The 20,477-nt window shown below is 70.8% G+C and carries 14 protein-coding genes; 5 read left to right on the plus strand and 9 right to left on the minus strand.

Going from position 1 to position 20,477, the window contains the following annotated elements; translation table 11 throughout:
- The first annotated feature begins 100 nt into the window (after positions 1-100).
- The 5 genes from ACH4J0_RS22020 to ACH4J0_RS22040 all read left to right on the plus strand — a co-directional run bounded on the left by ACH4J0_RS22020 (position 101) and on the right by ACH4J0_RS22040 (position 6,108).
- Positions 101-913, plus strand: a complete 813-nt coding sequence (locus ACH4J0_RS22020) for a hypothetical protein (protein ID WP_396242205.1) — start codon at positions 101-103, stop codon at positions 911-913.
- A complete protein-coding gene (locus tag ACH4J0_RS22025; protein ID WP_396242206.1) occupies positions 910-3,117 on the plus strand; it encodes a hypothetical protein in 2,208 nt (735 codons plus the stop codon). The genes ACH4J0_RS22020 and ACH4J0_RS22025 overlap by 4 nt, the downstream gene beginning before the upstream one ends.
- A gap of 43 nt (positions 3,118-3,160) precedes the next feature.
- Entirely contained in the window at positions 3,161-4,126 is a 966-nt protein-coding gene (locus tag ACH4J0_RS22030) for a hypothetical protein (RefSeq protein ID WP_396242207.1), read from the plus strand.
- A gap of 16 nt (positions 4,127-4,142) precedes the next feature.
- Positions 4,143-4,673, plus strand: a complete 531-nt coding sequence (locus tag ACH4J0_RS22035; protein WP_396242208.1) for a Pycsar system effector family protein — start codon at positions 4,143-4,145, stop codon at positions 4,671-4,673.
- A 121-nt stretch (positions 4,674-4,794) separates the two neighbouring features.
- Positions 4,795-6,108, plus strand: a complete 1,314-nt coding sequence (locus tag ACH4J0_RS22040) for a M48 family metalloprotease (RefSeq protein WP_396242209.1) — start codon at positions 4,795-4,797, stop codon at positions 6,106-6,108.
- 72 nt (positions 6,109-6,180) lie between these two features.
- On the opposite strand, the gene ACH4J0_RS22045 is transcribed toward ACH4J0_RS22040, so the two are convergent.
- From ACH4J0_RS22045 to rplA, 9 genes are all read right to left on the minus strand, one after another.
- Complete coding sequence (locus ACH4J0_RS22045; protein ID WP_396242210.1) at positions 6,181-10,074, minus strand: DNA-directed RNA polymerase subunit beta'; 3,894 nt, start codon at positions 10,072-10,074, stop codon at positions 6,181-6,183.
- Between the two features lie 98 nt (positions 10,075-10,172).
- Positions 10,173-13,649, minus strand: coding sequence for a DNA-directed RNA polymerase subunit beta (gene rpoB / locus ACH4J0_RS22050; protein ID WP_396242211.1), 3,477 nt, complete (start codon positions 13,647-13,649; stop codon positions 10,173-10,175).
- 675 nt (positions 13,650-14,324) lie between these two features.
- A complete protein-coding gene (rplL, locus tag ACH4J0_RS22055; protein ID WP_396242212.1) occupies positions 14,325-14,708 on the minus strand; it encodes a 50S ribosomal protein L7/L12 in 384 nt (127 codons plus the stop codon).
- Positions 14,709-14,798: 90 nt separating this feature from the next.
- Positions 14,799-15,362 (minus strand): 50S ribosomal protein L10, encoded by a 564-nt coding sequence (rplJ, locus tag ACH4J0_RS22060; protein ID WP_030290437.1) that lies wholly within the window; start codon positions 15,360-15,362, stop codon positions 14,799-14,801.
- A 357-nt stretch (positions 15,363-15,719) separates the two neighbouring features.
- Positions 15,720-16,598 (minus strand): hypothetical protein, encoded by an 879-nt coding sequence (locus tag ACH4J0_RS22065; protein ID WP_396242213.1) that lies wholly within the window; start codon positions 16,596-16,598, stop codon positions 15,720-15,722.
- A gap of 132 nt (positions 16,599-16,730) precedes the next feature.
- Positions 16,731-17,678 (minus strand): hypothetical protein, encoded by a 948-nt coding sequence (locus tag ACH4J0_RS22070; protein WP_396242214.1) that lies wholly within the window; start codon positions 17,676-17,678, stop codon positions 16,731-16,733.
- Between the two features lie 89 nt (positions 17,679-17,767).
- Positions 17,768-18,601, minus strand: coding sequence for a hypothetical protein (locus tag ACH4J0_RS22075; RefSeq protein WP_396242215.1), 834 nt, complete (start codon positions 18,599-18,601; stop codon positions 17,768-17,770).
- A gap of 104 nt (positions 18,602-18,705) precedes the next feature.
- Complete coding sequence (locus ACH4J0_RS22080) at positions 18,706-19,488, minus strand: hypothetical protein (protein WP_396242216.1); 783 nt, start codon at positions 19,486-19,488, stop codon at positions 18,706-18,708.
- A 242-nt stretch (positions 19,489-19,730) separates the two neighbouring features.
- A complete protein-coding gene (gene rplA / locus ACH4J0_RS22085; protein ID WP_030290441.1) occupies positions 19,731-20,453 on the minus strand; it encodes a 50S ribosomal protein L1 in 723 nt (240 codons plus the stop codon).
- Between the last annotated feature and the right edge of the window lie 24 nt (positions 20,454-20,477).

The following is a 20,477-nucleotide window of genomic DNA, read 5'->3' on the forward strand; positions in this document are numbered from 1 at the left end:
GTTCTGTGCACACCGTCACAGAACGAGTACCTCATCGGCGCTCACACCGATCCGCCCGCAACGGGCAGGCTGGGGCCCGACGACGAACCGAGAGGCGACCATGACCGACCCGGTGAACCACACCATCCTGCTGCTGGACATCGAGCAGTTCGGCAGGCGGGACGACGTCGAGCAGGCGTTCATGCGCCGGATGCTCTACTCGGTCCTGCACGAGACGCTGCGCAGCGCCGGTGTCGAACCCGCCGACCAGCGCCTGGAGGACCGTGGCGACTCCGTGATGGCCCTGATCAGCCCCACCGTCCCCAAACCCCGGCTGCTGCACGCGCTGATCAACGAGACCCCCACCCTCCTGCACGCCAACAACCGCCTCTCGGCCGCCGGCGCCCGGGTACGGCTGCGGATCGTGCTCGCCTGCGGCGAGGTCGCCGTCCAGGAACTCGGCGGAGCACTCGGCGGCGCCGTCGGCTGGGACCTCAACCAGGCCTTCCGGCTGCTGGACTCCACCGCCCTTCGCGACGCCCTGCGGCACCGGGACGGGCCCTGCGTCCTCGCCGTGTCCGACGCGCTCTACCAGGGCACCGTCCGGCACGGCCACGGCGGGCTGCTGCCGGATGCGTTCCACCGGGTCACCGTCCAGGGCAAGGAGGGCGACTTCCCGGCCTGGCTGCACGGCGAACCCGCACCCGAGCCGGTCGGCGCCCCGAGCCCCACCCCGGCCGCCGCCCCCGCCCCGGCCCCCGCTCCCGTCGCCCAGTCCACCCCGGCCGAGAGCCGCACCCCCGCCACCTTCCAGTTCCTCGGCGGCACCCCGACCTTCGGCGGCAACCTGATCGGCGGCGACCAGCACGTCGTCTCCGGCGGCGAGGTCCACGGCGACGTCAACACCGGCAACACCGTCGGCGGCGACCGATGACCGCCACCGCCGACCCGGAGGCCCCGGACCAGGAGAACGACCTCCAGGAGGCCCCGCCCGAGGAGCCGCAGAACGCCTACGAGGCCGTCCAGGAGCTGCTGGAACACGTCCCGGACTCCTTCGCCGGCCGCAACTACCTCTTCGCCGGCGGCAGTCCCGAGTTCGGCGGCAACCTCGTCGGCGGCGACGAGCACGTCGTCTCCGGCGGGCAGGTCCACGGCGACGTCGTCACCGGCCACAAGACCACCGTCTACCAGCTCGGCTCCGCCTTCGGTTCTCCGCTGCACGCCTCCGGCGAGGTGCCCGCAGAGGAACTCGACGCCCTGGGCAAGATCTTCCGCGAGGGACCGAACTTCCACGAGGCCGTCCACGTGCTGGACGAGCAGCGGGTCCTGATCCTCACCGGCCGGGCCGACACCGGCCGCCGCTCCGCCGCGCTGATGCTGCTCCGCCGGATGGGCGCCCGCCGGATCCGCAACCTCGACCCCGACGTCTCCCCCGCCGCGATGCTCGTCGGCGCCGAACCGGCCGAGGGTTACCTCCTCGCCGACTACACCACCCCCCGCACGCGCCCGCTGCGCCGCTCCGACTTCGACCGCCTCCGCGAGGTCCTCGCCGCACGGGACGCCTACCTGGTCATCACCACCCTCCCGTCCGACACGATCCGCGAACTCCCCTCGGTCGACTGGCGGCCGCCCGACCCCCGGGACGTGCTGTTCAAGCACGTGGGTGTCCGGCGGTCGCCCGCCCTGGCCCCGGCGGCCGACGAGCTGCTCGCCCTCGACCCGGTCCGGGTGTTCCTGGCCCAGAACCGGCCGATGCGGGAGCTCGTCGAGTTCTCCGTCGCGCTGGCCACCTACTCACCCGGGACGGACGAACCCTCCGACCTCGCCGGCTTCGGCCACGGCATCGTCCAGGAACAGGTGGGCCGCTGGTTCGGCAACGACGAACTCGACCTCCGGGAGAAGGCCTTCCTGATCTCCCTGGCCGTCTTCGACCACGCCCCCTACACCCTCGCCGTTGAGTGCGCCGACCAGCTGTTCCGCCGCCTGGAGACCATCCGCACCGCCGGGCAGCCGGACGGCATCCCGCCCTTCGGCAGCTCGGTCGGGGAGCGCATGGCCCTCGCCCGCGCCGAACTCACCGAGGAGACCGAGCAGACCCCGTGGGGCCCGGTCCCCCAGCGGATGGCCTCCTTCCTGGACCCCCGCACCTCCCCCACCCTGCTGCGCGAGGTCTGGACGAGCCACCCTTCGGCCCGCCCGGCGATCACCGGCTGGCTGAACGCGCTGGCCACCGACTCCCGCGCCCTGGTCCGCACCCGGGTGGCCTCCGCCACCGCCCTGCTGGCCTCCGTCGACCTCTCCGCCACCATGAGCGGGCTGCTCGGCCCCTGGTCGGGTGCCAAGGACTTCCGGCTCTGCCTCCAGGCCGCCAACAGCCTGGCCCTCGCCTACCACGCGGGCGCCACCGCCGTCCCGCGCATCCTGCGCAGCTGGGCCGGTGACGACAACGCCCGCCGCCGCTGGACCGCCATCCGCTGCTACGCCCTGCTCGGCCCGCTCCTGCCGGCCCAGGCCCTGGAGGCCTTCGCGCTGGCCGCCGAGCGGCTGAGCGCCGGTGAGCTCGACCAGCTCGCCACCAGGCTCCAGCTCGGTGCGCGGCCCCCGGCGCCCGGGCAGGCCGACCGCTTCCAGGTGCTCGGCCTGCTGGAAGCCGCCGAGCTCCTCCTGCTCTCGGCCGAGGCCGAGCAGGCCCTGCGCGCCCTGGTCCGCTGGCTCTCCGGCCCGGCCGCCCTGCGGCAGCTGGCCCTGGCCGTCTTCCTGACCGCCGCCCAGCGCACCGAGGACACCGCCGTCGGCCAACCGCTGCTGCTCGACTGGTACGCCCGCAGCCCGCGCCCCGAGCCGGGGAGCGTGGTCAGCGTCACGGTGCTGGCCGCGCCCGAGGAGCCCGTGCCCGTCCGCTCGCTGCTGGTCGCCCTGTGGCGCACGGCGCTGGAGGACCGCGTCTACCGCGACGCCGCCCTCGGCGTGCTGCGCGGCTGGCTGATCGGTGCCGCCGACCAACCGGGAACCACCGCCCGGCTCACCGAGCTGTTCGACGACCTGGCCGTCACCGAGCGCGACCGCCAGCGGCTCGACCACCTCGTCCGCACCGTCCGTGCCGGCAGCCCGGCCACCCCGGTGCTGCCCGGCGCCTGAAGCCGCACCACCCGAACCCGTCCCGATCCTGGAGCACCCGCGCATGTCGGCACCACACCGCCCCGACCTCCCCGCCGGCGACCTCGTCGACCCGGTCCTGACGGTCCACCCGCTCGGCCGCGCGCTCGGCCTGCCCAAGCGGCCGAACGCCCGGGCCGACTCCGCCCTGGTCCTGACCACGCCGTCCGGCGACCACCAGGTCTACCTGCCGCCGCACCGCCCGGGCTTCAGCGACCTGGTCGGCCGCGGCTACCAGGCCGCCTTCGAGGTCGACCTCGGCCTGCACCACCTGCGGGTCGAGGAACGGCTGCCCGGCCGGGACGACGTCGGCGCCTTCGAGGCCGTGGTGGAGATCGACTGGCAGGTGTCGGCGGCGGAGCTGGTCGTGGCCAGCCGGATCCGCGACGTCCCGGCACTGCTCGTCCCCCGGATCCGGCAGCGGATGCGGACGGTCACCCGCAACCTCACCACGGACCGGAGCGGCGAGGCCGAGACCGCCGTCCAGCGGGCCCTGGACGAGTACCCCGTCGCCGAGGCCGAGGGCCTGCGGGTGCGCTGCGCCGTCCAGCTCGACATCGACCAGGCCGCCCGCGACCAGAAGGAGCGGCTGCGCGGCTACCACTTCGACACCCAGGCGCACCCGCACGCCCTCCGGCAGGTCGAGGAGGCGAACGAGATCCTCGCCGCGAAGGCCAAGTTCTACCAGTACCACCTGGAGCAGGGCGGGGTCGCCGCCTGGGCCCTCCAGGTCGCCGCCCACCCCGAGGACCTGCCGCGGGCCCTCGGCTACCTGAAGGACGAGCAGCAGGAACTGGTCCAGGGCCAGCTCCACCTGATCGAGCGACTGCTCGACCAGAACGCCCTGGAGGAGTTCGAGCTGGACGGCCCGCGCCAGGACGCGAAGGCCGCGCTCGAAGCCCTCCTGCGGCAGCGGCCCGCCGGCCCGGGCGGGCCCGGCCCGGGTGCGCCCCGGCTCGACAAGGGCCCGAACCCGCCACTCGCACCGTGAACCCGAGGAGCTCGCCGTGTCCGCCCCGCCCACCACCGCCACGCCCACCACCGCCGCGGCGCCTCCACCGCCCGGCACCGACCTGCTCGCCGAACTGCGCACCGAGGTCGCCCGCGCGGACAGCAAGGCCGCCGTACTGGTCGCCGCCCTCGGCGTGATCGTCGGGGTGCTCGGCGGCCTGCTCACCAGCAACGGCTGGGCGCCCCAGCAGCTCTCCGCCGCCGCCAGAGCGCTGCTCGCCCTCGGCGGGCTCGGCATCGCCGTCTCCCTGGTCTCGCTGCTGTTCGCGGTGCTGCCCCGCTTCCGCCGCAGCACCTGGCGCCCGGGCCGCCCGCTCGGCTACTTCGGGGACATCCGGCTGGCCGCCGAGCAGGGGCTGCTCGCCGACGCCCTGGCCGACACCGAGCAACTGGCCGCCGAGGCCGTCCGCGCCGCGCTCGCGGAGAACAGCGTGATCGTCTCCCGGAAGCACTCCTGGGTCCGGGTCGGCATCCTCGCCTTCGGCGCCGGCCTGTTCCCGCTGGTCACCGCCCTGTTCCTGGGCTGACCGGACGCCGCACGCCCGTCCGGCACCGCCCGCACCGTCCTGCCCCGTCCAGCACCGTCATGCACAGCCCAGCACCGTCAGGACGCCGCCGCGCGCGCGTCCCGTCCCCGAGGACCTCGCCATGACCGAACCGACCTACCCGGACGCCCCGCCGCCGCAGCACCCCGGCGCCCCGCCGCAGTACCCGACCGTCCCGCCGCAGTACCCGCAGGGCGCTGCCCCGTACCCGGTCCCGACCCCGCCGCAGTACCCCACCACCGCCGCACCGCAGTACCCGACCGCGCCCCCTCCCCAGTACCCCACCACCGCCGCACCGCCCCGGTACCCGGCCGCCACCCCTCCGCAGTACTCCGCTCCGGCACCGCGGTACCCGGCCGCCACCCCGCCCCCGCACCCGCCGCAGCAGCCGCCCCGCGTCCCCGCCCAGGCCTTCGCCCCGCCGCCCGCCCCGCCGCAGCCGCCCGTGCTCGACCCCACCGTCGACATCGACCCGCACACCGGCCGGATCCACCTGGCCGCCCGCCAGCGCGGCGCCGACGCCACCGCGATCGGCCAACTGGTGTTCCAGCTCCCGCACTTCCTGTGCAGCCTGCTGGTGGTCGGGATCGTCTCGCTGTTCCTGGCCGAGCCCTTCGACTACCTGCTGATCGGCGCCTGGATCGCCTCCGGCGCGCTGGTCTTCCACCGCCCGACCGAGAAGCTCCTCGCCCGCCACCTCTTCCGGATGCGTCCGGCGCTGCACTCCGAGCTGACCCGCCTGGAGCCGATCTGGCACCAGGTGACCGCCAAGGCGGGGGTGAACCCGGAGACGTACGACCTGTGGATCGAGGACCACCAGGCCGTCAACGCCACCGCGGCGGCCGGCCACATCGTCGGCGTCACCCGGTACGCGCTGGAGACCCTCCCCGACGCCCAGCTGGCCGCCGTGCTCGCGCACGAGCTCGGCCACCACCGCGGCGGTCACGCCTGGGCGACCCTGCTCGGCTACTGGTACTCGATGCCGGCCCGGATCGCCTGGGCCGCCTTCCGGATCGGGGCGGTCATCGCCTTCCGGATCGCCTCGGTGTTCTCGCTGCTCGGCGCCCTCGTGGTCGGGCTGGTCTCGGTCGTCCTGGTGGTGGCCGTGGCCCTCTCCTTCCCGCCGCTGCTGCTCATCCTGGTCACGCCGTACCTGCTCGCCGCGGTCGGCCGCCGCTCCGAGCTGCGGGCGGACGTCCAGGCCGCCGAACTCGGGTTCGCCGACGCCATGATCGAGGTCTTCCACGGCTTCCTGCGGGACGAGGAGCAGGCCCTGGCGATCGCCGCCCGGGAGAACGGCGGGCGCGCCGTCCGGCCGGGCCTCGGCCAGCGGCTGCTGTCCAGCCACCCGGACACCCACACCCGGATCCGCCGCCTGGAGGACTGGCGCGCGGCGGCGGCGTCCGCCGCCCGCTAGGGCCCGTACGGGAACGCCGCAGGGCGGCCACCCCGTGAGGGGTGACCGCCCTGGCGATCAGTGACGCGCGACTCAGCCGGTGTACGGGCCGTAGTCGTAGTCGTCCAGCGGAACCGCCTGGCCGGAGCCGGCGCCGAAGGGCGACAGGTCGTAGTCGTCGTAGCCGACGGCCGAGTACATCGCGGCCTTGGCCTCCTCGGTCGGCTCGACCCGGATGTTGCGGTAGCGGGGCAGACCCGTACCGGCCGGGATGAGCTTACCGAGGATGACGTTCTCCTTGAGGCCCAGCAGCGGGTCCGACTTGGCGTGGATCGCCGCGTCGGTGAGGACCCGGGTCGTCTCCTGGAAGGAGGCGGCCGACAGCCAGGACTCGGTGGCCAGCGAGGCCTTGGTGATACCCATCAGCTGCGGACGGCCCGAGGCGGGGTGACCGCCCTCGGCGACCACGCGACGGTTCTCCTGCTCGAAGCGGCCGCGCTCGACGAGCTCGCCCGGGAGCAGCTCGGCGTCGCCCGACTCGATGATCGTCACGCGGCGGAGCATCTGCCGGATGATGATCTCGATGTGCTTGTCGTGGATCGACACACCCTGCGAGTTGTAGACCTTCTGGACCTCGGCGACCAGGTGGACCTGGACGGCACGCTGGCCCATGATCCGCAGGACGTCGTGCGGGTTGGTGGCACCCATGGTCAGCTTCTGACCGACCTCGACCGCCTCGCCCTCGCTGACCAGCAGCTTGACGCGCTTCGAGACCGGGTAGGCGATCTCGTCGCTGCCGTCGTCCGGGGTGACGACCAGCTTGCGGGTCTTCTCGGTGTCCTCGATGCGGACCCGACCGGCGGCCTCCGAGATCGGGGCCACACCCTTGGGGGTACGGGCCTCGAAGAGCTCGACGACACGCGGCAGACCCTGGGTGATGTCGTCACCGGCCACACCACCGGTGTGGAAGGTACGCATGGTCAGCTGGGTACCGGGCTCACCGATGGACTGGGCGGCGATGATGCCGACCGCCTCACCGATGTCGACCAGCTTGCCGGTGGCCAGCGAGCGCCCGTAGCACATGGCGCAGGTGCCGACGGCCGACTCACAGGTCAGGATCGAGCGGGTCTTGACCTCGCCCACACCGTGGCGGATCAGCTCGTCGATCAGCACGTCACCGAGGTCGGTGTTGGCGGTGGCCAGCAGCTTGCCGTCGACGGTGATGTCCTCGGCGAGCATGCGGGCGTACACGCTGGTCTCGACGTCGTCGGCCTTGCGCAGCACGCCGTCGGCGCCCACGGAGCCGATCGACAGCTTCAGGCCGCGCTCGGTGCCGCAGTCCTCCTCGCGAATGATGACGTCCTGGGAGACGTCGACCAGACGACGGGTGAGGTAGCCGGAGTCGGCGGTACGGAGGGCGGTGTCGGCCAGACCCTTACGGGCACCGTGGGTGGAGATGAAGTACTCCAGCACGGACAGACCCTCACGGAACGACGCCTTGATGGGTCGCGGGATGGTCTCGTTCTTGGCGTTCGACACCAGACCGCGCATACCGGCGATCTGACGCATCTGCATCATGTTTCCACGGGCGCCCGAGTCGACCATCATGAAGATGGGGTTCGTCTTCGGGAAGTTCGCGGCCATGGCGTCCGCGACCTCGTTGGTCGCCTGGGTCCAGATGCCGACGAGCTCCTGCTTGCGCTCGTCGTTGGTGATCAGACCGCGCTCGTACTGCTTCTGGACCTTCTCCGCCTTCGCCTCGAAGCCCTCCAGGATCTGGGGCTTGCTCGGCGGGACGATGACGTCCGAGATCGAGACGGTGACACCGGAACGGGTCGACCAGTGGAAGCCGGCCGCCTTCAGGTTGTCCAGGGTCGCCGCGACGGTGACCTTGGGGTAGCGCTCCGCCAGGTCGTTGACGATCGCGGAGAGCTGCTTCTTGCCCACCTCGTAGTCGACGAACGGGTAGTCCTCGGGCAGCAGCTCGTTGAAGAGCGCGCGGCCCAGGGTCGTGGTCAGGCGGAAGGGCTCGCCCTCGAACCAGCTGGACTGGCCCTCCTCGTCCACCGGCGGGGTCCAGCCGCGCGGCGGGACGGTGCCGGCGCCGAGGCGCAGCTCGATCGGGGCCTGGACGTCCAGCTCGCGGGCGTCGAAGGCCATGATCGCCTCGGCGGTCGACGAGAAGGTGCGGCCGGCGCCCTTCACGTTGTCGCGGTCCGAGGTCAGGAAGAACAGACCGAGCACCATGTCCTGGGTCGGCATGGTGACGGGGCGACCGTCGGCCGGCTTCAGGATGTTGTTCGAGGACAGCATCAGGATGCGGGCCTCGGCCTGCGCCTCCGCGGAGAGCGGCAGGTGGACGGCCATCTGGTCACCGTCGAAGTCCGCGTTGAACGCGGTGCAGACGAGCGGGTGGATCTGGATGGCCTTGCCCTCGACCAGCTGCGGCTCGAAGGCCTGGATGCCGAGGCGGTGCAGGGTGGGCGCACGGTTCAGCAGGACCGGGTGCTCGGCGATGACCTCTTCGAGCACGTCCCACACGACCGGACGGGCACGCTCGACCATGCGCTTGGCCGACTTGATGTTCTGCGCGTGGTTCAGGTCGACCAGGCGCTTCATCACGAACGGCTTGAAGAGCTCCAGCGCCATGGCCTTCGGCAGACCGCACTGGTGCAGCTTGAGCTGCGGGCCGACGACGATGACCGAACGGGCCGAGTAGTCGACTCGCTTGCCGAGCAGGTTCTGGCGGAAACGACCCTGCTTGCCCTTCAGCATGTCGCTGAGGGACTTCAGCGGGCGGTTGCCCGGACCGGTGACCGGACGGCCGCGGCGGCCGTTGTCGAACAGCGCGTCGACGGCCTCCTGGAGCATGCGCTTCTCGTTGTTCACGATGATCTCGGGGGCACCGAGGTCGAGCAGGCGCTTCAGGCGGTTGTTGCGGTTGATGACGCGGCGGTACAGGTCGTTCAGGTCGGAGGTCGCGAAGCGGCCACCGTCCAGCTGCACCATCGGACGCAGGTCCGGCGGGATGACCGGGACGCAGTCCAGGACCATGCCGTTGGGCTTGTTGCTGGTCTGCAGGAACGCGGAGACGACCTTGAGGCGCTTCAGCGCACGGGTCTTCTTCTGGCCCTTGCCGGTGCGGATGATCTCGCGGAGGCGCTCGGCCTCCTCCGCCAGGTCGAAGGTCTCCAGGCGGTCCTTGAGGGCCGCCGCGCCCATCGAGCCGGAGAAGTAGGTGCCGAAGCGGTCACGCAGCTCGCGGTAGAGCAGCTCGTCGCCCTCGAGGTCCTGGACCTTGAGGTTCTTGAAGCGGGCCCACACCTCGTCGAGGCGGTCGAGCTCGCGCTGCGCGCGGTCGCGCAGCTGCTTCATCTCGCGCTCGGCGCCCTCGCGCACCTTGCGGCGCACGTCGGCCTTGGCACCCTCGGCCTCCAGCTCGGCCAGGTCGGTCTCGGCCTTCTTGGCGCGGGCTTCGAGGTCGGCGTCGCGACGGTTCTCGATCTGCTGGCGCTCGACCGAGACGTGCGCCTCCAGGGACGGCAGGTCGCGCTGGCGGCGCTCGTCGTCGACCCAGGTGATCATGTAGGCGGCGAAGTAGATGACCTTCTCGAGGTCCTTCGGCGCCAGGTCGAGCAGGTAGCCGAGGCGGGACGGCACACCCTTGAAGTACCAGATGTGGGTGACCGGGGCGGCCAGCTCGATGTGGCCCATCCGCTCACGGCGCACCTTGGCGCGGGTCACCTCGACGCCGCAGCGCTCGCAGATGATGCCCTTGAAGCGGACGCGCTTGTACTTACCGCAGTAGCACTCCCAGTCCCGGGTCGGGCCGAAGATCTTCTCGCAGAAGAGGCCGTCCTTTTCGGGCTTCAGGGTGCGGTAGTTGATGGTCTCCGGCTTCTTGACCTCGCCGTGCGACCACTGGCGGATGTCGTCGGCGGTGGCCAGGCCGATGCGGAGCTCGTCGAAGAAGTTGACGTCAAGCACTGGTCGTCAAGCCCTCTTTCGTGATTCGAGAGTTTGTCTGTGGTCTGAGGGGGGCCTGGGGGCGGGCCGGCTGCGAGGGGCAGCCGGCCCGACCTCCGTCAGACCTCTTCGACGCTGCTCGGCTCGCGCCGGGACAGGTCGATGCCGAGCTCCTCGGCGGCGCGGAACACGTCCTCGTCGGAGTCCCGCATCTCGATGGACTGGCCGTCCGAGGACAGCACCTCCACATTGAGGCAGAGCGACTGCATTTCCTTGATGAGAACCTTGAAGGACTCGGGAATGCCGGGCTCGGGGATGTTCTCGCCCTTGACGATGGCCTCGTAGACCTTCACACGGCCGAGGACGTCGTCGGACTTGATGGTGAGCAGCTCCTGGAGCGCGTACGCGGCGCCGTACGCCTCGAGGGCCCACACCTCCATCTCACCGAAGCGCTGACCACCGAACTGAGCCTTACCACCGAGCGGCTGCTGGGTGATCATCGAGTACGGACCGGTCGAACGGGCGTGCAGCTTGTCGTCGACCAGGTGGTGCAGCTTGAGGATGTACATGTAGCCGACCGAGACCGGCATCGGGAACGGCTCGCCGGAGCGGCCGTCGAACAGGCGGGCCTTGCCGGTGGAGTTCACCAGGCGCTCACCGTCACGGGTGAGGGTGGTGTTGTCCAGCAGGCCGGTGATCTCGTCCTCGCGGGCGCCGTCGAAGACCGGGGTGGCGAGGTTGGTGCCGCCCTGGACGGTGTCGGCGCCGATCGCCTGGAGGCGCTGGGCCCACTCGTCGGCGAGACCGGAGACGTCCCAGCCCTGCTTGGCGAGCCACCCGAGGTGGATCTCCAGGACCTGTCCCGGGTTCATTCGGGACGGGACACCCAGCGGGTTGAGGATGATGTCGACCGGGGTGCCGTCCTCCAGGAACGGCATGTCCTCGACCGGGAGGATCTTGGAGATGACACCCTTGTTGCCGTGGCGGCCGGCGAGCTTGTCACCGTTGGTGATCTTGCGCTTCTGGGCCACGTAGACGCGGACCAGCTGGTTCACGCCCGGGGGAAGCTCGTCGCCCTCCTCGCGGTCGAACACGCGGACGCCGATGACCTTGCCGGACTCACCGTGCGGGACCTTCAGCGAGGTGTCGCGGACCTCACGGGCCTTCTCGCCGAAGATCGCGCGGAGCAGGCGCTCCTCGGGGGTCAGCTCGGTCTCACCCTTCGGGGTGACCTTGCCGACGAGGATGTCACCGGTGACGACGTCGGCGCCGATCCGGATGATGCCGCGCTCGTCGAGGTCCGCGAGGACCTCCTCGGAGACGTTCGGGATGTCCCGGGTGATCTCCTCGGGGCCGAGCTTGGTGTCACGGGCGTCGACCTCGTGCTCCTCGATGTGGATCGAGGAGAGGACGTCGTCCTGCACAAGGCGCTGCGACAGGATGATCGCGTCCTCGTAGTTGTGACCCTCCCACGACATGAACGCCACGAGCAGGTTCTTGCCGAGGGCCATCTCGCCCTCGTCGGTGCAGGGGCCGTCGGCCAGCACCTGGTTGACCTCGACCCGGGCGCCCTCGTCCACGAGCACCTTCTGGTTGAAGGCGGTGCCCTGGTTGGAGCGGGTGAACTTGGCGGCGCGGTACGTGGTGTACGTGCCGTCGTCGTTGGCCACGGTGACGTAGTCGGCCGAGACCTCCTGCACCACACCGGCCTTCTCGGCGGTGATGACGTCGGCGGCGTCGACGGCACAGCGGTACTCCATGCCGGTGCCGACCAGCGGGGCCTCGCTCTTCAGTAGCGGCACCGCCTGGCGCATCATGTTGGAGCCCATGAGCGCGCGGTTGGCGTCGTCGTGCTCGAGGAACGGGATCATGGCGGTCGCGACCGACACCATCTGGCGCGGCGAGACGTCCATGTAGTCGATCTCGGTGCCGGGGATGTAGTCGATCTCGCCACCACGGCGGCGGACCAGGACGCGCGGCTCGGCGAAGTGCAGGTCCGCGGTCAGCGGGGCGTTCGCCTGGGCGATGACGTAGCGGTCCTCCTCGTCGGCGGTGAGGTAGTCCACCTTCTCGGTGACGACACCGTCGACGACCTTGCGGTACGGGGTCTCGATGAAGCCGAAGGCGTTGACCCGGCCGTACGAGGCCAGCGACCCGATCAGACCGATGTTCGGGCCTTCCGGGGTCTCGATCGGACACATGCGGCCGTAGTGCGAGGGGTGCACGTCACGGACCTCGAAGCCGGCGCGCTCACGGGAGAGACCACCGGGACCGAGGGCGGACAGACGGCGCTTGTGGGTCAGGCCCGACAGCGGGTTCGTCTGGTCCATGAACTGCGACAGCTGGCTGGTGCCGAAGAACTCCTTGATGGAGGCGACGACCGGCCGGATGTTGATCAGGGTCTGCGGCGTGATCGCCTCGACGTCCTGGGTGGTCATGCGCTCGCGCACGACGCGCTCCATGCGGGCGAGACCCGTACGGACCTGGTTCTGGATGAGCTCGCCGACGTTGCGCAGGCGGCGGTTGCCGAAGTGGTCGATGTCGTCGACCTCGACCACGATGTCGCGGCCGGTCTCGTCACGCCACTCGGTCTCACCGGCGTGCAGCTTCACCAGGTACTTGATCGCACCGATGATGTCGGGCTCGGTGAGCACGCCGGAGTCCAGCGACTCGGCGTTGCCCAGCTTGCGGTTGAGCTTGTAACGACCGACCTTGGCCAGGTCGTAGCGCTTCGGGTTGAAGTACAGGTTCTCCAGAAGCGTCTGCGCGGCCTCGCGCGTCGGCGGCTCGCCCGGACGCAGCTTGCGGTAGATGTCCAGCAGCGCGTCGTCCTGGCCCTGGGTGTGGTCCTTCTCCAGGGTGTTGCGCATCGACTCGTACTCGCCGAACTCCTCGAGAATCATCTCGTTGGTCCAGCCGAGAGCCTTCAGCAGCACGGTGACGGACTGCTTGCGCTTGCGGTCGATGCGGACGCCGACCATGTCGCGCTTGTCGATCTCCATCTCCAGCCAGGCACCACGCGAGGGGATGACCTTGCAGGAGTAGATGTCCTTGTCGGACACCTTGTCCAGGGTGGAGTCGAAGTACACACCCGGGGAGCGGACCAGCTGCGACACGACGACACGCTCGGTGCCGTTGATCACGAACGTGCCCTTGTGGGTCATGAGCGGGAAGTCGCCCATGAAGACCGTCTGAGACTTGATCTCACCGGTCTCGTTGTTGGTGAACTCGGCCGTGACGAAGAGCGGAGCCGCGTACGTGAAGTCGCGGTCCTTGCACTCGTCAATGGAGTTCTTCGGCGGCTCGAAACGGTGGTCGCGGAAGGTCAGGGACATCGACCCGCTGAAGTCCTCGATCGGGGAGATCTCCTCGAAGATCTCCTCCAGACCGGACTTGGTGGGGACGTCCTGACCAGACTCCAGCGCCTGCTCGACCCGGGTCTTCCAGGCCGCGTTGCCGAGCAGCCAGTCAAAGCTCTCGGTCTGCAGGGCCAGGAGGTTCGGGACCTCGAGGGGCTCCTTGATCTTCGCGAACGAGACGCGGAGCGGGGCGGTGGATGCGGCGGAATTGTTCGAGGCGTTGCGCGGCGCGGCCAAGAGGGGGGTCCTTCCGAGGGCTCGGAGCTCACTACGCGCGTACCAGCCGGGCCTGCTTGGGCTTGGAGCCACCTCCCTCGCCACTGGCCTCTGCCGGGGTCGAAACCCGAGGTCAGAGCCGCTTTGCGGAGGCGGTGCCAGACCCCTTCAGGGCAACGCAAACTCCGGGCGACGAGTCACGGAGCAGCTAACAGGCAGCGCAAAGGGACAGTGTAGCCAAAGGCTACACTGCTGTCCAGCTCTGATTCGGAAACCGAATCGGAGACTCCTCCCGGTAGCCGGGGGCGCGGACGCCCACCGGGTACTGCTCTAACTCACGTGGAGTCATTTCCCGCCGGAGCCACTGGTTATGCATCCAGCGGCGAACCAACCGGGCGGACTCGCGCCTTGAGAATCGCGCGCCCCGCCAGGTTCGTCAAGGGCCCGCCGGCGGCGCGGACCTCGACCCGTCTATCGGCCCGGAGCCCTCCGGCGTTACAGAAGCCGTGGTCGGGACCACTGTCGACGACGGTGATCACCATACTCCTCGACGCCGACAGTACCGAGTGGGCGATCGGCCACACCGGTGGTTCCCGGCCTCCCCGCCCGGCCCCCGTCCGGGAACGCAAAAGACCGGGCCGACCACCCACAAGGGTGATCGGCCCGGCCTCAGGCCCCCTCAGAGGGGGCGAGGAGTCACTTGACGGTGACCTTGGCGCCAGCGGCCTCGAGGGCAGCCTTGGCCTTCTCGGCAACGTCCTTGGCAACCTTCTCCAGGACCTTGGCACCGGCGGTGTCAACGAGGTCCTTGGCCTCCTTCAGGCCGAGGGAGGTCAGGGTGCGCACCTCCTTGATGACCTGGATCTTCTTGTCGCCCGCACCGTCGAGGATGACGTCGAACTCGTCCTGCTCCTCGACGGCCTCAGCGGCAGCACCGGGAACGCCGGCGGCGGCAACGGCGACCGGGGCGGCGGCGGTGACGTCGAACTTCTCCTCGAAGGCCTTCACGAAGGCAGCGAGCTCGATGAGGGTGAGCTCCTCGAACTGCGCGAGCAGCTCGTCCTGGGACAGCTTCGCCATGATTGGCGTCCTTCCACTAAATCGGCAGGTGGTGCCGGATGTACGGGTTGGCGGGCGTACGGGCCCGCAGCGAGGCGTGAGCCTGCCGAATTACTCGGCGGCCTCGTCCTCGGCGGCGGGAGCCGGCGTACCGGCACCGCCCTGCTCGACCTTGTCGCGCAGCGCGTCCACGGTGCGGACGAGCTTCGACGGCAGGGCCTGGAAGAGCGCGGCAGCCTGGGACTGCTTGGCCTTCAGGGCACCCGCCAGCTTGGCGAGCAGCACCTCGCGGGACTCGAGGTCCGCGAGCTTCTTGATCTCATCGGCGGACAGCGCCTTGCCGTCAAGGACACCGCCCTTGATGATGAGAGCGGGGTTCTCCTTGGCGAAGTCACGCAGAGCCTTCGCCGACTCCACCGGGTCACCGGTGACGAAGGCAACAGCCGTCGGACCGTTGAACAGGTCGTCGAGCTCCGAAATCCCGGCCTCGTTGGCCGCGATCTTGGTCAGCGTGTTCTTCACCACGGCGTACTCGGCGTTGTCGCCGAGCGAGCGACGCAGGGTCTTGACCTGCTTCACCGAGAGACCGCGGTACTCGGTGAGCAGCGCCGCGGAGGAGCCACGGAACTTGTCCGTGATCTCGGCGACGGCAGCAGCCTTGTCGGGCCTGGCCATAGGCTTACGCCTCCTTCCGTGATGTCGAAGTCCGGCCGACCGCGAAAGTCGACCATTCACGCCTCGAACCGACCGGACGGAAGGAAAGCCCTTGCGAAATGCAATGAGCCCCGGTGCGCAGGCGCACGGGGCTCGTCACGACCTCGACGGGCGGCCGCGCGGACGCGGTACCCGGAGGTCGAAGCTCCAGACACACCTGCGCGGGCTGCCTGCGACGGAGCGCAGATCCTTCGGCCACCTGCTCCCTGACGGGCGCGGCGACAACCAGCGGTCTTTGGCTTCGGCAACAGTAACCGGACACGTCCGGAAGACGCAAATCGCCCTCGGGCGGGTGAACCCGGGCGGGTCGGGAGCGGTTCAGCGGGCCAGTGGGGAGACGGTCCGGACGCCGGTGTCCACGGTGTCCGTCTCGGCCGGCGCCTGGGCCGAGAGCAGCGGACCGGCCGGGTCGGAGTAGAGCACCGAGTCGTCCGCCCGGCCGCTGTCCCCGTTGCCGGTGCGCTGGAGCCGGACCAGCTGGTCCTTTTCGTTCAGCCAGAGGTCCAGGGTGAGCGAGATCGAGCCGCCGGGCGCCAGCGCGGCCCGCAGGCCGTCCCGGCGGGCCTGGGTCAGCCCGGTCTGGGCGGCCGCGTACTTCTCGGCGGTGGTGGTCACCCGGTAGTGCTCGACGGTCGCGTCCTCGTACTTCTCCTCGCCGACGAAGCTCGCGTCCACTCCGTCGGCGGTGGCGGCGGCCAGCGCCTCGACCGGGTTCAGCAGATCGATCAGCCCCGCGTACGGGACCTCCTTGTGGCCGTCCGGGTCGGGCGGGACGGTGAAGCGCTCCCAGTGCTTGCCGCCGTTGCGGGCCGCGGTGGCGGCGTCGCCGCCCTGGTAGGCGACGGTGTCCACGACGATCAGCTGCTCGGCGTCCGCCGGGGTGGAGCGCTTGATCTGCAGCGCCGTCTTGGGCGCCCAGAAGAGCGGACCGGACCCGGCGTCCGCGCCCAGCCGGTAGCTGACCTTGGCCCGGCGGGCGGTCTGCATGGCCAGCTCGGCGGAGAGCAGCACCCCGTGCGGCGAGCGGTCGGTCGGCTTGGCCGGCCCGGTCGGGGTGGCCGTGGTCGGGGAGGCACTGCTCGCGCTCGACCCGGCGGACGGCGCGGCGGGCGCGCCGCCGCGCCCGCCGCAGCCGGTCAGCCCGCTCGCGAGCACGGCGACGACGGCCAGCGCCGCCAGCCGCTGCCGTCCCGCCATCGTCCGTTCCTCCCTCACCGGGCCACCTTGCCATCCGGACCCGGATCCGCCGGTGGCGGCCCCCTGGTCGGGCCCCACCGCCCCGGGCCCGTCCACCGGTCGGACGAGTCGGGGCCGGAACGGGGGCCGGGATCAGCTGTCGGTGGCCGCGGCGTTCTTGCCGAGCTTCGCCAGCTCGGTGATCTCGATCGAGTCGGACTGGTCCGGCGCGGTCGTGTTGACCGGGGTGCCGTAGTCCGAGTAGGTGACGGTGACCTTCATCGCGCCGGCCTTGGTGTCGGCCTGCTCGGTCCGCTTCACCACGAGCTGGTCGGCGTCCACCCAGACATCGATGGTCTCGCTGGTGATACCCATGGTGGCCAGCGACTGCTTCATCCGGTCGAGCTGCTCGGGGGTGAGGCCGCCGTTGGCCTTCGCCATGTTGGCCACGTTCAGCTCACCGGTGTAGTGGGTGGCCGGCTTGCCGTTCACCGTCTCCTGCCCGACCTCGGAAACGGTGCCGGAGGCGATCAGGGTCCGCACGCCCTCCACGGGGTCGGCCTTCTTGAACTGGTCGGCGGTGCTCGCGCCGCCGGCGGCGGTGCCGCCCTGCAGCTTGGCGACGTCGCCGTAGCCGATGTGCACCCAGTGCCGCCCGTCGGACGCCTTCAGGGCGTCGCCGCCGAGCTTCATGTACATGCCGTCCGGAACGAACCGGTAGACGAACGCCGTGCCGCCGATGCTGGTGGTCATCTTGTCGGCATTCGGCATGCCGGACATGTCCATCGTCATGTCGCCCTGGAGGCCACCGCCCCAGCCCATGGCGCCGTCGGCCTTCATGGTGATGCGGCCGATGGTGATGTCCTCGGTGACCTTGGCGGACTTGGCCGCGCCGGTCTTCTTGGTGACCTGCTCCAGGAAGACCGCCGGGCTCACCTTGGCCGGCGGGGCCGCCGCCTGGGTGGTCGCGGCGGCGGCCGTGGTCGGCGCGGCCGGGGCGGCGTTCTTGCCTGCGGAGTCGCTGTTGTCGTTGCAGGCGGTCGCGGTCAGCGCCAGCGCGCCGAGGACGACGACGACGGCGGCCTTGCGGGTTCCAGCCATGGTGTTCCCCCCTTGAGAACTCCCCGGGCGCGCGCCGCGCCCGGGGTGGTAGCCGGTGGTTGTCGTTGCTGCGTCCGGTCCGAGCGGGCTCAGCCGAACAGCTTGAGGAGGTCGGCCTGGGAGCCGAGGTCACCGGCGGCGGGCGCCTCGACCTTGGTGCCCTTGCCCAGGTCGGAGTACTTCACGGTGACGGCCTTCGACTCGCCGTTGGTGTCGCCGTACTCCTGGTACTTGACGAGCTCAGCCTTGTCGTTCAGCCAGAAGTCGATGGTGAGGGTCTTGCCGTCCTCCTCCAGCGTCTTCTGGACGGACTGGCGCTGCTCCGGCGTGAGCGCGGTCATCCCGGCCACCAGGGTGGCGGCCTCCTCGACCGCCCGCAGGTGGGTCGTCTGGACGCCGTCCACGCTCTCCTGGCCGACCTTGCTCAGCTTGCCGCTCGCGCCCGCGATGGTGAGCTGGGCGACCGGGTTGGTCATCTGACCCATCACCACGAAGGCGCCGCCCATCTCCTCCGAGGTGGGCACCTTGACCCAGTGCTTGCCCTGCAGCGCCGTGGCGTCGTCGACGCCGACGTAGGCGTCGGCCCCGATGACCCGGATCTTGAGCTTCTTGCCGTCCATGTCACTGGACACGTCCAGGGCGACCTTGCCCGGGTCCTTCCAGTCGACGGTGCCGGCACCGCCCGGGCTGGTGGGGTCCGGGGAGGTCATGGTGACCTTGCCGTTCCCGGCCTTCTGCATCACCAGGGCGGCGGCGGTGAGCGCGGCCTTCGGGTCCGCGGTCAGTCCGGCCGGGACCGACCCGGCGTCCTTGGTGTCACCGGCCGACTTGCTGTCGCTGCCGCCCTTGCTTCCGCAGGCGGTGGCGCCGGCCAGCAGGACGGCGGCGGTCGCGACGGTAGCGGCGAGACGCACGGCACGCATGGAGTACCCCCCGTAAGTTCTTCGGAAGAGCCGATCCTCAGCTTCTTCTCACGCGGACTCTAACGGATCGCCAGGACCGACCCGCACCGGATATCCCCCTCCCGTCACCCGGCCGCGGCGGGCGTGGTGTCCGCCGGCCCGGAGGCAGCGACATCCGTCGTGGTCACCGTGGCTCCGGCGCTCCCCTGCGCCGTCTCGCGCAGTCTCAGCAGTCGCGGGCCGGGCCCGACCCAGAGGTCGTAGCCGATCCGCGCGACCCCGCGCTGCCGGTACCAGTCGACCACCGCGGCCAACCGCCGGGGGCTCAACTCCCCGTCCGCGCCGAAGTAGTCGGCCACCGGGGCGGCGCCCTGGTAGTGGGCGACGGTCACCCCGGCCAGCTGTTCGCCGCCGAGCGAGCCGAGCCGGTCGGTCTGGGCCATCGCGTACGCCCGGCTGCCCGGGTTGGTGACCAGCGTGCTCATCCAGCCGCCCGCGTAGCCGCCGGGGTCGATCCCGGCCTTCGGGTCGAGCGACTCCGCGGTGGTGCGGTCCGCGTGCTTGGCCGCGGCGCCCTGGTAGGCGAGGTCGATCGCGCCGTCGTGGAGGGTCAGCCGTCCGGCGCCCAGTTCGTCGGTGACGGTCAGCGCGGCCTCGTCCCGGTCCCCCCAGACCACCGTGCCGCTCGCGGTGCGCCGGCCGTCCGGGCCCTCCTGCACCACGTCGATCCGGGCACCGCCGGTGTCGTCCAGCGCCTGGGCGGCCGCGAGCACCACCTGCTTGGGCGGCACCGGCGCGGGCTCGCCGGGGAGCTGGGTGCCGGGGGCGGCCAGCATGCTGCAACCGGTGGCGGCGCCGAGCAGCAGCAGGGCCGCCGCGAGCGCGGCGGGGCGTAGGGCGGGCGGCACGGCACACTCCGGCGGTCACAGGTTCTCCACATGAACTGACCGGCAGAGCGTACGACGATTCGGTCAACCGTTCCCATCCGCCCGTGTCCCGATCCCGCAACCGTTTCCGCGGCCCGGGCCCCGCGGTGCCGGACTGGGGGCAGGCGGGGGCCGGACCGGGCCGGGAACGAACGACGGCGGGCCCGCACCCCCGGTGAAGGGGGTACGGGCCCGCCGTACGGACTGCTTCAGAGCGCTGGGGCTCAGACCGCGGCCGGGTCCTCCTCGACGAGGAGGTTGCGGGTGCGGTTCGGGTCCACCTGGATGCCGGGGCCCATGGTGGTCGAGAACGCGGTCTTCTTGATGTAGCGGCCCTTGGCGGCGGACGGCTTGGCGCGGAGCACCTCGTCCAGCGCGGCGGCGTAGTTCTCGACCAGCTGCTCGTCGGTGAAGGAGGCCTTACCGATGATGAAGTGCAGGTTCGAGTGCTTGTCGACGCGGAACTCGATCTTGCCGCCCTTGATGTCGTTGACAGCCTTGGCGACGTCCGGGGTCACGGTGCCGGTCTTCGGGTTCGGCATCAGACCACGGGGACCGAGCACGCGGCCCAGGCGGCCGACCTTGCCCATGAGGTCCGGGGTGGCGACGACGGCGTCGAAGTCCAGCTTGCCCTTCGCGACCTCGTCGATCAGCTCGTCGGCACCGACGATGTCGGCACCCGCAGCACGCGCGGCCTCGGCACGCTCGCCGGTCGCGAAGACCAGGACCCGAGCGGTCTTACCGGTGCCGTGCGGGAGGATCACGGTGCTGCGGACCATCTGGTCGGCCTTGCGCGGGTCGACGCCCAGACGCATGGCGACCTCGACGGTGCCGTCGAACTTGGTGGTGCTGGTCGCCTTGGCGAGGCGGACGGCCTCGAGGGGGGCGTAAAGGCGCTCGCGGTCGACCTTGGCGTCCGCGGCCTTCAGAGCCTTGCTGCGCTTCACTGCTGCTCCTGAATGGTGATGGGA

The sequence above is a fragment of the Kitasatospora sp. NPDC017646 genome, assembly GCF_044329365.1.
Taxonomy (GTDB): domain Bacteria; phylum Actinomycetota; class Actinomycetes; order Streptomycetales; family Streptomycetaceae; genus Kitasatospora.